Genomic DNA, 14065 nt, shown 5'->3' with positions numbered 1-14065 from the left:
CAACATGCGCCGAGCGTCAATCAACAAACGCTTGTCAGCGTCAATCAACATCGGCATCATCAACCTCGCCGCGACATTCTCATCTTGTTTGTCGCGCGTCTCTCATCCAGATTGTCGCGCCACAGCGGGATACGGCCGAACTCTACGTCGCTTGCATCTATTTAATATTTCTATTATTGTGGAAGTATGGAAACGAAACGCATAGTTCGCGCTCTGGGTGCTTTGGCGCAGGAATCGAGGCTCGCCGTCTTTCGGCTGCTTGTTCAGGCTGGTCCCGGCGGGATGGCCGCTGGCCAGATTGCCGAGCAGTTGGGGATCGCACCATCCTCTTTGTCCTTTCACATGAAAGAGCTCGCACACGCGGAGTTGGTAACGGTACTGCAGCAGGGTCGCTTCATGATCTATTCGGCAAATTACTCGGCAATGAACGCACTGTTAGCGTACCTGACCGAGAACTGCTGTGGCGGCAATCCATGTACACCCGTGCGCGTCCGCGCCCGCAAGAAACTCCCGGAGGATCAGTCATGAAACGCCTGCACGTCCATTTGGCCGTTGAAGATCTGGCCGCTAGCGTTCGCTTTTATTCGGCGCTCTTCGCAAGCGAGCCCACTGTCAGAAAGCCCGATTACGCGAAGTGGATGCTCGACGACCCACGCGTCAATTTTGCGATTTCGCAGCGAGGCGCTGTGCCGGGGCTCGACCACCTCGGTATCCAAGTCGAGAGTGAGGCGGAGCTGTCCGAAATGCACAGTCGTCTCGAGGGTGCGGCGATGCCGGTCGACGCCCAGCCCGGTACGGCCTGCTGCTATGCGCGCTCGGACAAGTACTGGACTGTGGATCCACAGGGCATCGCGTGGGAGTCCTATCACACGTTGTCCGATATCCCCACATTTGGCGAGCCGCAACGGACGTCGGCCCCTGAAGCGGCGTCGGACGTCGCAGCATGCTGCGGATCGCCGCGCGCAGAGGAGGGCGTACGCCCTGTCAAGTCTTCGTCATCGTGCTGCTGAGTGTCCGTCGCAAGCGAAAAGCGAATCTGACTATCGGACGTATGCGCGCCAGTAACCGGGCACTCTGACGTACTTCTAGAAGAAAGATGTATCCGGCCACACTATGAACAAGACCGTTCTCGTACTATGCACCGGCAATTCGTGCCGCTCCCAAATGGGCCAAGCCATCCTCAATCACGATTTGGCTGGCCGGGTCCGGGCGATTTCCGCCGGGACTTCCCCTCAACCGAAAGTGGCTGACGGTGCAATCGAGGCGCTGAAGCTGGCTGGCCTGCCGACCGACGGGCTTGTTCCCAAAACCGTCGAAGCGGTGATGGACGAACCCATCGATCTGGTCGTCAGCGTCTGTGACAACGCGAGGGAAAACTGTCCAATTTTCCCGCGTCCGGTCAAGCGCATTCACGTCGGGTTCCATGACCCTCACGGCGAGCCGCTCGGCAGCTTTATAGCCGTCCGAGACGATATCCGCGCTCGCCTGGTGCCGGCAGTGCTCGAAGCATTGGGTTTGTGAGGGAGAGAGATGGCCGTTCAATGCGAAACCACTAGCAAGCGCACTGCAAAAGCGACGATGAGTGTGTTCGAGCGTTACTTGTCGATCTGGGTACTGCTTTGCATCGTCGCGGGCATTGTAGCGGGGCAGGCGGCGCCAAGCGTTTTCCATGCAGTCGGCAAGATGGAACTGGCCCACGTCAATCTGCCGGTAGGGGGGCTTATCTGGGTGATGATCGTCCCGATGCTCGTCAAGGTCGATTTCGGCGCACTTCATCAGGTCAGGCAGCATGTGCGCGGCATTGGTGTCACCTTGTTTGTCAACTGGCTCGTGAAGCCGTTCTCGATGACGTTCCTCGGATGGCTGTTCATCCGTCACCTGTTCGCCTCGTTGCTGCCTGCAAGCCAGCTCGACAGTTACATTGCCGGCCTCATTTTGCTCGCCGCAGCGCCGTGTACCGCAATGGTATTCGTCTGGAGCAAATTGTCCGACGGCGACCCGTTGTTTACGCTGTCGCAGGTGGCATTGAACGACACGATCATGGTCTTCGCATTCGCCCCGCTGGTCGGCGTGCTGCTGGGCGTATCCGCCATAACGGTGCCTTGGGCGACGCTAGTGACGTCGGTCGCACTTTATATCGTCATCCCCGTCTTGCTTGCTCAAATCTGGCGAAAGAGGCTCATGTCCAAGGGGCAGAGCGCGTTCGATGCCGCGATGACCAGGATTGGGCCGTGGTCCATTTGCGCACTATTGGCTACCTTGGTGCTCCTGTTTGCCTTCCAGGGTCAAGCGATTCTCGCGCAGCCGCTGATCATCGCGTTGCTTGCCGTGCCGATTCTTATTCAGGTGTTTTTCAATTCGGCGTTGGCCTACTGGCTGAACCGCATGGTTGGCGAGAAGCACAACGTGGCATGCCCTTCGGCTTTGATCGGGGCATCGAACTTCTTCGAACTGGCCGTGGCGGCGGCCATCGGTCTCTTCGGTTTTGAGTCGGGTGCGGCATTGGCCACGGTAGTGGGCGTCCTGATCGAAGTACCGGTGATGCTTGTGGTCGTGAAAATCGTCAATACGTCCAAGGGTTGGTATGAACGCGGCTGATTGCGCTATTCGACCCGCAACCGTCGCCGATTTCGACGGTATCCGTGCGTTGCTGGAGGCATGCGGGCTGCCTTCGAGCGACCTGACAGCGGAAAGATTGGACGGTTTTCATGTCGCCGTAGGCGAAGCCAGGATCGTCGGTGTCGCCGGCCTCGAGCAGGTGGGCGATGCGGCTCTGCTGCGTTCGGTTGCAGTCGGCCCGCAACTGCGCGGATCGGGGCTGGGTGCTCGCCTAGTCGACGCGACACTTGCGCTGGCGCAAACGCGATCCGTCCGTGCGCTGTACCTTATTCCCAATGATGAGGCCGCACATGCCTTCTTCGCGCGGCGCGGATTCACTCGCATAGAGCGAAACAGCGTCCCGCCAGCAGTAGGTGCGCTGCCGGAATTTACGCACCTTTGCCCGCAAACGCATCCGTGCCTGTGGAGAGCGTTGAATGCGGGTCGCTCTCAGGGGAGCGATGCACAGATAGCGCGACACGATTGAGTCGGATCGCCAAGTTGACAGCCGACCCGAGGCCGCAAGCAAGCTCCGGGGTTATCGACGGGACATTAGCTTATGCCGACGCAGATTGATGTCGTGGTGATCGGGGGTGGTCAGGCCGGGCTCGCTACCGCGTACTTCCTCCGTCGGGCCGGGATCGACTACGTCGTATTGGATGACCAGAGCGCGGCGGGAGGCGCATGGCGACATACATGGGACTCGCTGCACCTCTTCTCGCCGGCGCCATGGAGTTCGTTGCCGGGGTGGCAGATGCCGATATCGCAGCAAGAGTACCCTTCGCGCAATGAGGTCATCGACTATCTGGCGAGATATGAGGACCGCTATCAGATTCCGGTTCTGCGCCCCGTTCATGTGCAGTCGGTGTCACCCGCCCAGGACGGTCTGCTGGTTGCGACCGACCGCGGACAATGGCTCGCCAAGGCTGTTGTCAGCGCGACCGGCACCTGGAGCGCACCTTACACCCCTGACTACCCCGGGCGTGAAATTTTTCGCGGTCGCCAGATTCACTCGGCACAGTATCGCTGTTCTGACGAATTGCACGGGCAGGACGTGCTCGTGGTTGGAGGCGGTAACTCGGGCGCGCAGATCCTGGCTGAAGTATCGAAGGTGTGCCGTGCAACGTGGGTGACGTTGCATGAACCGGTGTTTCTTCCAGACGACGTCGACGGTCAAGTGCTGTTCGAGCGCGCGACGGCCAGATGGAAGGCCTTGCGCGAAGGGGTGACGCCGCCTGTCCCGGTCGGCGGCTTAGGCGATATCGTCATGGTGCCGCCCGTGCGAGAGGCACGTGAGCGCGGCGTTTTGATCTCGCGACGTCCGTTTAGCGACTTCGATGCGGACGGCGTCGTATGGGGTGATGGATCCTCTTCCCACGTAGACGTTGTGATTTGGTGTACCGGATTCCGTCCCGCGCTGAGCCATCTTGGCCCGTTGCAATTGAGCATCGTTGACGGCGCGCCGAGGACGGATGGGACAACCCGGTCCAGAGACGAGGCGCGCTTATGGCTTGTCGGCTACGGCGAGTGGTGTGGCGCCGCATCGGCTACGCTGATTGGTGTGATGCGCGGTGCCCGCGATGCCGCGCAGGGTATCGTGCAATTTCTTGAGACAACCCGCGCGGCCGCTGCCCCGGTGTCGCGCAGAGCCGGGGATGAGGCGCCGCAATAGCGGGTTGGTCTAAGGCCGCTCTGTTGCCGCGCCCTATGCGGACATCAGAGCATCTCGAGCGCCAGGGCGATGCCTTGGCCGCCGCCAATGCAGAGTGTGACGATGCCACGTCGGGCACTGATGCGCTTCAACTGGTGCAGTAGGCGAGTGGCAAGCACCGCGCCGCTTGCGCCGATCGGATGACCATGCGCGATGGCTCCGCCTTCCGCATCGACGAAATCTTCGGCAAAGCCCAACTCGCGTAGGCACGCCAAGGCGATCGCGGCGAACGCCTCGTTGATTTCCACGCGGTCCACGTCGCTCACCGACCAATTGGCGCGCGCGAGCGCTTGGCGCACGGCGGGAATCGGCCCGAGGCCAAACATACCCGGCTCCGCAGCGCCCACGCCATAGCTGACGAGGCGTGCCATCGGCGTGATGCCGTTGCGTTCTGCCCAGCCGCGCTCGGCAACGATCATGGCGGCTGCTCCACTGTTTAGGCCGGGCGCGTTGCCCGCGGTGATCGTCCCGTCCTTGCGAAAGGCCGGTTTGAGCTTGGCAAGCGATGCAGCGCTGGTGTCAGGCCGATTGTGCTCGTCGCGGTTGAAAATGCTCGGGCCCTTGCGCCCGGGTACTTCCAGTGACACGACTTCGGCGTCGAACAGGCCGGCAGCCTGTGCCTGCGCAAAACGTTGCTGAGAGCGCAGCGCCCAACGATCCTGGTCCGCCCGGGAGATGCCGCACGTTCAGGCTTTCGCTTACCACTGCAGCGCCAAGCGCGGGCGCGGGCATATCTTTGAGCGCGCCTCCGTAGGTGCCAGTCATCAAGCTTCTCAGGCGGTTCGCCAACTAAGCCATGGCCTGGCATTCCTTGGCACACTCGCGACAATTTTGTGCGCATTGCTTGCAATGGTCGTGTCGGTGTTTCTCGCACTCGGTGGCGCAGGCCGCGCAGATTGACGCGCACAGCGCGCATATGTCCTTTGCGTGGCGGCTGCCTCGGGCCATGAGTGCGGACGCGAGGCGGCAGACGTCCGCGCAGTCGATATCGAGCTTGATGCATTCGACCATTTTGGCGACATCACTTTCACAAAGGCAGGCCGTGGAGCAGTGATCGCATGCGGCGGCGCAAGCGTCGCACGCCTGAATGCAGGATTGATGCTGTTGGTGTGCCATGAAACCTCCGTTAGACGCAGGAAAGCGATGGGTCAACGGAACAGATCAGCATCGGGCGTGCCACGGTGCGAAGTGCGTCGCGAACCTTGCGCCGACGGCGCCTACGGAAGGAATTTCGATAGAGAAGGGAGTCTGCGCTCCCTCACCGTCTCCGACTAGCGCCGCTCGGCCGCCTCCACTACTTGCCCTGAAGCAGGTCCATGAATGGCGGAAACGTCAGCAGGACGCCGAGCGCCAATAGAACGAACGCCGCGGCCGTTACTCGACCCAATGCGACCGACCGGGTACCCCAGTGGCGCGACAGCACGAACCAGGACAACAGCCAGACGATGATTGCGCTCGTCGTTACCCCGGAAAGCGGGCCTGTGGGCTTATAGAACGTGAAGAAATGGGCAAAGGACCGGAATGCGTCGCCGGCAAGGGCGAACAACCCGACGGCAAAACATCCGATTCCAGCAGCAAGGATCGCGGCGGCCGCGGGACCATTGGAAATAGCCTCTGTTGCGTCGGAGGCTTGCGCGCGTGGTGCCGCGGTCGTCCTTTCAGAAGGTGCCCCTCCCAAGTTCGGGGGCATGCCGCCTGTCCGTTCGGCGGAGGTTCCAGTCCTGGAGGTGCTCATGTTTATTCTCCGGTCATGAGATGGAGCGCGGCGCCACCGCGCACCGGTGCGTACTTGTTCAGGAAAGCGCCGAATGCGCCCGCAACGCCGGTAGCGATAAAGGCGACGATCGCGAATGCAAGGATGGCGTGGCGGATTTGCACCAGCTTTCCGAGCGCGGGGCCGTATTTCCCGAATACATACGCCACCATCGTGATGGAAATCGGAGCGAGCCAGGCCACGTGCTCCTTCCATTCCATCCCTAGGCTATGCCAACCCGACGTGTTGCGACTTGACATCAAGAGACGCTGCGGATAGTTCGAGAGGTCGGAAAGGCCGGCAGGCGGTATGGCTCGATACCATGGGTAGACGACGTAAGCGCCAGAAAAGACCGTAGCCCACGCGAGAACGACCATCGCGGAGAGGTACAGCATAAGGAGGCTGTGCTCTCTCGGCGTCGGCACCGACGGCGCGCCCGGTGCGCTCATCCGGTAAAGCTCGGCAATCGCTCCCGAGAAGGCGAGCATGAATAGCGCTCCAAAGCCCATGCCGTGCAGGACTGTCATGAGGTCTCGGAAAGAGATTTCCATGGTGGGTTCTCCAATCTGGTTACATCCCTGAGGGATGTATGCCCATGAGAAATCTTGCTCCCTTGGGCTGCGTTGTCTTTGATCCGAGTCAAGTCAAGTCAAGTCAAGTCAAGTCAAGTCAAGTCAAGGATGGGGGGGTGCGCGCCTGTTTGCGGTCAGGCGCACTCATATCGAGTCGTGGGCTCGATCGCCATTTCTTACGCTAAGGGACGGTGGCGCGAAGATCGCCGACGAATCGATTCTCGATTGGCCTCACAGGCATGGTGTCTCGCCCGCCTCGATTGGCGGGCGCGGTGTTCGTCGTGACGGTTCACTTCTGGTTGACCTGGGTCAACTGGGAATCCGGGCAGGTGGGCACCATCAAACGGGCACCATCAAACGAGCCACGTCGACGCGCGTGTTTCGAGGCGAGCGTCCCTCGTCGGCCGCTGGGTTGCTAACGGAGTCCGCGGGAGAGGAGCTAATGAAGACTCATTTCGTATCGGTTGTACAGATCGGCGGAGGATCCGGTAAGACCGTGGCGACGATTGTCGGCGTTCTGGCTGGTGCCTCAGTCGGCGGGGCGGTCGGACGCTCGTCGTGTCCAGCAGTAGGGCGCGCGGGCGGTATGAGGTGTACCGCGCTCGCCGCTCACGATCGATCTTAGACTCCGTACGCCATATGACGACCACCCTGACCGCTGTCGTTCTACAAGGAGGAGGAGCGCTCGGTGCATACGAATTCGGCGCGCTGAAGCCCTTCTTCGAACGCCCCGGCTTCCGGCCGAACGTTATTACAGGTGTTTCGATCGGTGCGCTTTCGGCAGCGGTGCTTGCTGGAGCTAAAGATGACCCGATCGAAACGTTAGATCGAATGTGGGAGCACCTTTCGGTATCGGCCCTGCCGGCAATTCCCGGCATGGAAGCGTGGCTTGCTTTCTTCGGTGCCGACAGTATGCTCCACATCGATCGCACGTTTGCATTCTCCCCGTTGCTCGCCACGAGCATGCTGGACATCGAGCCGCTTAGGCAATGGCTGTCCGGTGCGATCGACTTCGAAAAGCTGAATGCCAGTGACATACGGGTGATCGTGACGGCAGTGAATGTCGCCACCGGAATCTACGAAGAGTTCGACAACACGAGAGGACTTACGTTGGATCACATCGTCGCCAGTGCAAGCTTGCCACCAATCTTTCCGATGACGTACATCGACGGTTCGCCGTATTGGGATGGTGGTTTGATATCGAACACGCCGCTCCGATGCGCGATCAACGCGCTGGAAACGATGAAGCCGGACGCCTCGCACGTGAGGCGAGAACTGATTGCCATGGACTGTAACCATATCGCGCCGTCTACGCCCCGCACGTTGTCAGACGTCATCGGCAGACTTCTACAAATCTATTTTTTCGGTAAGCTGCGCCTTGATCTGAAACTGTTCGAACAATTCAACGCTTATCTCGACTTGATCGAACACCTGGACGATGAATTGCCGGCGGAAAGTACGCTACGAAGGCATCCTGCCTACAGAAAACTGATGGCGCACCGGAAGGTCGATCGGCTGATCCTCGTCAGAGGCGAAGGGCAGGAGTCGATCGGCGCGGCCACTGATTTTTCGCGTGGGTCGACCCGCTCGAGAATCGAACGCGGCTATCGGGACGCCCTGCGTGCGATCGATGCCGCCGATGACTCTAAACGTCGAAGGGAGGGGCGGCGAGAATCATAGAATCGGGTTCGATCTCGCAGCTAGCAGGATGAAGTTGGCGACGAGATCCTGAGGATCTTCGACGAATTCCTCCTTGGTGACCCAAAGGACAAAAGTCAGCAACAGTTGCGGCGGCAGGAAATAGGTGGCCGCGCCCGCGACGATCTCTGATAGCGCGAAAACACCCTTGCACCACAAGCTTACCTTGAACGCAAGATGAACCCTCTTTTCGTCGAGAAAGTTGTTGAACCTATTCACCGTCGGATAAGCCTCCGATATGACACTTCGATAGTAATTGATCGGAACGGGAAGAGGCGGCGGTACAGACACCGACGGCAAAGACGACTGCCTGCGAGAGACGTCGTAATGAAGACATCACATTTCCCTCCTCTGAGAGTGGGTGGATAGACCGCGCACTGAATGGATTTTGCGAATGATGCCGGTTCTAGCTAGGCACTTCGCTTCTTATGGCGCATGCGAGCGTGTAGCGGCTCTGCTTAGGGCTCCGGTTTGACGTGGCGAAAGGCGAATAGCAGCGAAAGGTCGTAGGCGATCTTCAACGCGCCACAGGCAACGAGCGGCACACCGAGCCATCCCATTCCAATCAGGCCGCCCGCCAACGTTGGTGCGAGCGACGCGGCAAGGCTGCGCGGCACGGATGTGAAACTCGCGGCGGCGGGTCGCTCTGCCGGCGTGACGACTGTCATCACGTAGGCTGTGCGTGTAGGGACATCCATCTGCGATAGCGCGCTGCGGATCAGCAAGAGCGTCAAGGTCGCCGGAAGCGATGCAGTAAACGCCGCGGCGATCAGACACAGGCTGGCAGGGATGTGCGTGAACACCATCGTGTTGAGCAGGCCGATCTTGCCGGAGAGGGGGGGGGCCGCAAGCTGGGACGCTGCGCTCAAGAGCCCGGTCCAGAAGAAGAACTGGCCCGCTGCACTCAGAGACAGACCAAAGCGCTGCATGAGCCATAGCGACAGCAGCGAATTGACGACCAGGCCACCGGCAAACGCGTCGACGCTAAACAGTAGCGCGAGGCGCGTCACGATGCGCCGTGATTGCCCAAGCGGCGCCGAGCGATGCTCGGCATCAAGGGTCGCGCGCGGCAGCCTACGATAGAGGAACCAGATGACGATGCCTGTAACGGCATACATCAGGAACATCATGCGCATCGCGGGAAGCGGGGCGATTCGCGTATGATCGGTCAGCCACTCGGGGATACCTGCCGCGAGAGAACCGACCGCGGCTGACACCGAGCCGACCAGACTGTAGCGTGCAAATAATGCCGTGCGAGCATTGCCTGCGGCTGACTCGGCAAGACGCGACTGCTCGAGCGGCAGAAAAACGCTGACATCGCCCGAACTCGGATTGAGCGTGCCGACGAATGCCACGATCAGAAGCGGCCAAAGCGACGATAACGCTCCGAACGCGATGCCGGTCGCGATCATCAGTGCGGCCGCGACCATGAACATCCTACGCGCCGCAAAACGATGCGCAAGCGCGCCGGCGGCGATTGTGGCGACCGCAGAGCCGATGAGCGTCGCGGTGCTCACCAGACCGACGTCGAGTTTGCCCAAGCCCAGTGAGAGCAGGTATGCAGGCAGCAGTACAGCGACGTACCCGTCACATAAGCCGCGCAAACTCCGGCTGATCAGCAGCACGCGTGCGGCGCTGCCGGCGCCGGCCGGCAAAACCCAATGCCAGAGTCGGTCGCGCAACAAGGGGGAACGGCCAGCTTCACGCGTGTTCATCACTGCTTTTGCACCAGGCATACAGTGCGTCGTAGACGATCATGCCGTGACGCAATTGCTTGTGGTCGTCGTCGAAGCGTTGCGAGAGCCCGATTGAGATTGCGTAGAGGCCGGCCGCTTCGGGAGCCAGATCGAGGCGCCCCGTGTCGGCTCCGCGGACGATGCGGGCAAGCTTCAGGAGCGCGGGATCGTCCAATCGATACTTGCTCACAAACGCATCGAAGCTGCAGAGCTCGCCGTGATGACCGAGCTCAACGCTCGGTACGTCGAACGGGGTGGCCCCTGTTTCCTGTGCGATGCGCATGACATGATCGCTAGGCACATACAGAAACTCGGGCTCGTTATCGATGAAGCGGGCAATCAGCCAAGGGCAGGCAATACGGTCGACTTTGGGACGTTCGCGCGTAATCCATCTCATGATTTCGCTCCTCTAATACGGGCCGGGGGGATCACATATGAGCGGTTTCATATAGAAGCTCATGAGCAGTTCCTGTCAGATAGCGTGCGAATGAATAAGCGGATAAAGACGCCGTCCCGCAGCACCGCGCAGCCCTTGGCCTTCAGTGCTCGATAAAAGCGCATGCGCCCGGTCGCGTTCTCGTTGGGCAGCGTCAGCACGAGCAGCGACCAGGTCGATAATGAATTCATGTTGAATATGCTACGCAGGCGTAGAAATGAATACAAGTTAGCGTTGCAAGTTGATTCGAGCGGTCGTGTCCGAGCGTTACGTCGCGGGAGGTGTGGCGCTAGTAATGTGATCCAAAGAGCGTTACGTGCCATATACTCATATGGAAGGATGAATGCACAATGAGGGTCGTTCGCTCAGTAAGCCAATGACGCCCCGCCTCTACGTCTCTCGAGTGCCTCGTGAAGTGTCCCCATCACGAACCTGAACCCGTAAAACCCTGTGCGATCAGCGCCATCGTTGTGCAGCAAGCCGTAAGGGGAGCCACCGACATGAGCGGGACCTACAACCCATTACTGGTTTTTGTCTCCTTCGTTGTCGCATTCCTTGCTTCCTACACCGCTCTGGAACTGTCCGGTCGAATCGCTTCGTTGCCACAGGCACTGCGACGGATACCCTGGCTGCTGGGCGGCGCCATTGCAATGGGGATCGGCATATGGTCGATGCACTTTATCGGCATGCTGGCTTTCGCGCTGCCGATTCCGGTCGGATACGATCTTTCCACCACAGCCGATTCGCTGCTGATCGCGGTGGTGGTTTCGTTTCTGGCGTTGGTCACAGTGACGCAGGGAACGCTCTCCCGCGCCCGCCTCGGTGCCGCAGGGACACTCATGGGGCTCGGCATTGCCGGCATGCACTACACGGGCATGGCGGCGATGCAGATGTCTCCGCCAATTCGCTATACGTTGTGGATCGTGATGGCGTCGGTTGGCATTGCTATCGCAGCGTCGATCGCCGCGCTTTGGATGGCTTTCACGCTGCGTACGCCAGAGCAGCAAAACCTCGTGCCCAAGCGCCTCGGCTCTGCAGTGATCATGGGACTGGCAATCACCGGTATGCACTATACCGGCATGGATGCGGCGAATTTCGAGGCGGGAAGCATCTGTCTTGCTGCCGACAAACTCGATACGAACTGGCTGGCACTGCTGGTATCGACGAGTTCGCTAACAGTGCTGATCGGAACGCTTCTCTTCCTCGGGGCGAACACCAGCAGCCTGTCGAATTCGCTCAGGCGAGCAAACGACGAGTTGCGCCACAGGGGCGCCGACCTCGAGCGAGCAATCCAGTCGCTGCGCGAAAGCGAGAAACGTTTCCGTGCGACTTTCGAACAGGCGGCAGTGGGCATTGCTCTTGTGAGCCCGGAGGGCCGCTGGTTGCGAGTCAACCAGAAACTGTGCGACATCATCGGCTATACGCGGGAGGAACTGTCGTTACTGACCTTTCAGGACATCACGCATCCGGACGATCTCGATACCGACCTCGCGCAAATGCATCAGGTGCTCGAGGGGAAGCTCGACACTTACACGCTGGAAAAGCGCTACCTGAAGAAGGACGGCGGCACGAAATGGATCAACCTCACAGTCGCACTCGTGCATAAGGAAGACGGCGAGCCGAACTACTTCATTTCGATCGTAGAGGACATCCAGCGTCGCAAGCGCGCCGAGGACGAATTGCGCGCAAGAACCGAGGCGCTGCGGCTATCGCGTGAAGAACTGCGGCGACTCTCCGGTCACGTTCAACACGTGCGTGAAGAAGAAAAAACGCGCATCGCTCGTGAATTGCACGATGAGCTAGGGCAGCAGCTAGTGGCATTGAAGATGCTGGTGGCGCATGTGGAGCAGACGCTGAGCGGCGCGGCGCCGACGTCGCCCGCGCAAGCGTTGCATGGCGTGTATGTGTCAATTGACAACATGGTCGAATCGGTGCGGCGGATCGCGGCGGACCTGCGGCCCGTCATGCTGGACGATCTTGGGCTCATTCCAGCCATCGACTGGTTCGTCAACGAGTTCTCGGGGCGCCATGAAGTGCGCGTTGTCACGCATATCGATGTGGGCGGGATCGACTTCAATCGCGAGAGCGCGAACACCGTCTACCGCATCGTTCAAGAGGCCATGACCAATGTGGCGCGCCATTCGGGGGCGACCGTGGTGAAGCTGGACATCGTCCGCGAGGATCCGCATTGCGTCATGCGCATCGCCGACAATGGCCATGGCGTTGCTGACGAAGCCCCCGTCAGGCGCAATTCGCTAGGGCTGATCGGATTGCGCGAGCGAGTCGCGCGGCTCGGCGGCGACCTGGAGATCGTCACGGCATCGGGGGCGGGCTTCACGTTGACCGCCACCTTGCCGCTTGCGGCTGTGCAAGCTACAGCGAAGCAGTAGTGCGCCTGCTGCACTCCGCTACGCTACGTAGGCTGAACTGCCGACACCAGACGTGAACGATTGAATTTCGCAACCCATCCTATAGCCGATATACCGGCATCATGATCTCCAAAACCATCTCGACGGATGCGGCGATAGAATGCACCGATGAACACCTATATCGCTCTCCTGCGCGCCGTGAACGTCGGCGGCACTGGCAAACTCGCAATGTCCGAGCTTCGGGCGATGTGCGAGTCCCTCGGCTTTGCCGAGGTACGCACGTATATCGCAAGCGGCAACGTCGTCTTCGAAAGTAAGCTCGCTGAAGCCTCGGTGAAGACCAAGCTGGAGCGTTGCCTGGAGGCATACGCCGGCAAGCAGGTAGGCGTTATGATTCGAACCGGTGCGGAACTGGATGCGGTTCTTGCTGACAATCCTTTCCGATCGGCTGCGCCGAATCGCACGGTCGCTATCTTCCTCGATGCGCCGCCACCCGCCGATACCCTGGCCGGCGTGAGCGGCCAACAGACGGAAGAGATCGCGCTCGGAAAGCGCGAGATCTACGTGCACTATGGGGATGGAATGGCGCACTCGAAACTGAAGATCCTGGCAGCCAAGTTCGGAACCGCTCGCAACATGAACACCGTGGCAAAGCTCGCCGAATTGGCGGGAGCGTAGACCTATCGTCCCACACATCGTCAATGGCATTCGCGATGAGAGCAAATCCGTCAGCGCGCATAGAGTTGCCCGGACAAGTCGTGCTGGTCTTTCAGGGTGGTGGCGCGTTGGGCGCGTATCAGCTTGGTGTCTATCAGGCGCTGGACGAAGCGGGCATACAGCCCGATTGGGTGATCGGCACCTCCATTGGCGCGATCAACGCAGCCTTGATCGCCGGGAATCCGCCGGAGCGCCGTTATCGACGGCTGGCGGAATTCTGGAACCAGGTGACCGACCACACCCGTCTGGACGTAGCCGCTGCTTGGCCGAGTTGGGACAAAATCTTTGCGAAATGGATGATCATCGGCGGCGGCATCGAAGGATTCTTTCAGCCCAATCCGGCCTGCTGGCTCGGGCTGCCGCGCGTCAAACAAGATGAGAGCAGCGCGTCAATCAGGATGAGAGTACTGGCGTGGCGGCAGCGGTGAAGGGCGTAGCCCGGAACCGCTGCCGCCACGCCGCGCCGAGCAGTCCC

The 14065-nt window shown here is 60.2% G+C and carries 16 protein-coding genes and 2 pseudogenes; 10 read left to right on the top strand and 8 right to left on the bottom strand.

Features of this window, described 5'->3' with window-relative positions; genetic code table 11:
- Positions 1-186 precede the first annotated feature (186 nt).
- The 6 genes from GWC77_RS25355 (at position 187) to GWC77_RS25330 (ending at position 4270) form a co-directional block, all read left to right on the top strand.
- Positions 187-528 carry a helix-turn-helix transcriptional regulator gene (locus tag GWC77_RS25355; protein WP_173261482.1) on the top strand — a complete coding sequence of 114 codons (342 nt, stop codon included), beginning with the start codon at positions 187-189 and terminating at the stop codon, positions 526-528.
- Positions 525-1010 (top strand): ArsI/CadI family heavy metal resistance metalloenzyme, encoded by a 486-nt coding sequence (locus GWC77_RS25350; RefSeq protein ID WP_173261480.1) that lies wholly within the window; start codon positions 525-527, stop codon positions 1008-1010. The genes GWC77_RS25355 and GWC77_RS25350 overlap by 4 nt, the downstream gene beginning before the upstream one ends.
- A 103-nt stretch (positions 1011-1113) precedes the next feature.
- Positions 1114-1521, top strand: a complete 408-nt coding sequence (locus GWC77_RS25345) for an arsenate reductase ArsC (RefSeq protein WP_173261478.1) — start codon at positions 1114-1116, stop codon at positions 1519-1521.
- Between the two features lie 9 nt (positions 1522-1530).
- Entirely contained in the window at positions 1531-2598 is a 1068-nt protein-coding gene (gene arsB, locus GWC77_RS25340) for an ACR3 family arsenite efflux transporter (protein WP_173261476.1), read from the top strand.
- A complete protein-coding gene (arsN2, locus tag GWC77_RS25335) occupies positions 2585-3085 on the top strand; it encodes an arsenic resistance N-acetyltransferase ArsN2 (RefSeq protein ID WP_173261474.1) in 501 nt (166 codons plus the stop codon). Before arsB ends, arsN2 begins: the two co-directional genes overlap by 14 nt.
- A 72-nt stretch (positions 3086-3157) precedes the next feature.
- A complete protein-coding gene (locus GWC77_RS25330; RefSeq protein WP_173261472.1) occupies positions 3158-4270 on the top strand; it encodes an ArsO family NAD(P)H-dependent flavin-containing monooxygenase in 1113 nt (370 codons plus the stop codon).
- 44 nt (positions 4271-4314) lie between these two features.
- Here GWC77_RS25330 and GWC77_RS25325 read toward each other — a convergent pair.
- The 4 genes and pseudogenes from GWC77_RS25325 to GWC77_RS25315 all read right to left on the bottom strand — a co-directional run.
- Positions 4315-4989 (bottom strand): annotated as a pseudogene (locus GWC77_RS25325) (acetyl-CoA C-acyltransferase); the annotation flags it as partial.
- A gap of 109 nt (positions 4990-5098) precedes the next feature.
- Positions 5099-5425: a four-helix bundle copper-binding protein gene (locus GWC77_RS29795; RefSeq protein ID WP_254367172.1), complete on the bottom strand. Its 327-nt coding sequence runs from the start codon at positions 5423-5425 to the stop codon at positions 5099-5101.
- Positions 5426-5603: 178 nt separating this feature from the next.
- On the bottom strand, positions 5604-5999 hold the full coding sequence (locus tag GWC77_RS25320; protein WP_254367171.1) for a hypothetical protein: 396 nt from the start codon (positions 5997-5999) through the stop codon (positions 5604-5606).
- 47 nt (positions 6000-6046) lie between these two features.
- Positions 6047-6613: a hypothetical protein gene (locus GWC77_RS25315; protein ID WP_173261470.1), complete on the bottom strand. Its 567-nt coding sequence runs from the start codon at positions 6611-6613 to the stop codon at positions 6047-6049.
- Positions 6614-7273: 660 nt separating this feature from the next.
- On the opposite strand from GWC77_RS25315, the gene GWC77_RS25310 reads away from it, so the two are divergent.
- On the top strand, positions 7274-8314 hold the full coding sequence (locus tag GWC77_RS25310; protein WP_173261468.1) for a patatin-like phospholipase family protein: 1041 nt from the start codon (positions 7274-7276) through the stop codon (positions 8312-8314).
- Here the strand turns inward: GWC77_RS25310 and GWC77_RS25305 are convergent.
- From GWC77_RS25305 to GWC77_RS25290, 4 genes are all read right to left on the bottom strand, one after another.
- Positions 8309-8551, bottom strand: a complete 243-nt coding sequence (locus tag GWC77_RS25305) for a DUF2127 domain-containing protein (RefSeq protein WP_173261466.1) — start codon at positions 8549-8551, stop codon at positions 8309-8311. The genes GWC77_RS25310 and GWC77_RS25305 overlap by 6 nt on opposite strands.
- Positions 8552-8790: 239 nt before the next feature.
- Positions 8791-10047 (bottom strand): MFS transporter, encoded by a 1257-nt coding sequence (locus GWC77_RS25300; RefSeq protein ID WP_173261464.1) that lies wholly within the window; start codon positions 10045-10047, stop codon positions 8791-8793.
- The gene (locus GWC77_RS25295; RefSeq protein ID WP_173261462.1) at positions 10034-10465 is read right to left on the bottom strand and encodes a chromate resistance protein ChrB domain-containing protein; all 432 of its coding nucleotides are present in this window, start codon (positions 10463-10465) and stop codon (positions 10034-10036) included. The genes GWC77_RS25300 and GWC77_RS25295 overlap by 14 nt, the downstream gene beginning before the upstream one ends.
- 59 nt (positions 10466-10524) lie before the next feature.
- A complete protein-coding gene (locus tag GWC77_RS25290) occupies positions 10525-10695 on the bottom strand; it encodes a hypothetical protein (RefSeq protein ID WP_173261459.1) in 171 nt (56 codons plus the stop codon).
- Positions 10696-11004: 309 nt separating this feature from the next.
- On the opposite strand from GWC77_RS25290, the gene GWC77_RS25280 reads away from it, so the two are divergent.
- The 3 genes and pseudogenes from GWC77_RS25280 to GWC77_RS25270 all read left to right on the top strand — a co-directional run.
- Positions 11005-12894 (top strand): MHYT domain-containing protein, encoded by a 1890-nt coding sequence (locus GWC77_RS25280; RefSeq protein WP_254367170.1) that lies wholly within the window; start codon positions 11005-11007, stop codon positions 12892-12894.
- 147 nt (positions 12895-13041) lie between these two features.
- The gene (locus tag GWC77_RS25275; RefSeq protein WP_173261460.1) at positions 13042-13551 is read left to right on the top strand and encodes a DUF1697 domain-containing protein; all 510 of its coding nucleotides are present in this window, start codon (positions 13042-13044) and stop codon (positions 13549-13551) included.
- Positions 13552-13586: 35 nt separating this feature from the next.
- Positions 13587-13976: pseudogene (locus GWC77_RS25270) on the top strand (patatin-like phospholipase family protein); the annotation flags it as partial.
- Positions 13977-14065 lie beyond the last annotated feature (89 nt).

The organism is Paraburkholderia sp. NMBU_R16 (assembly GCF_013282575.1).
GTDB lineage: Bacteria > Pseudomonadota > Gammaproteobacteria > Burkholderiales > Burkholderiaceae > Trinickia.
The sequence above is the reverse complement of the archived record's forward strand: the minus strand, read 5'-3'. Positions and strand labels throughout refer to the sequence as shown.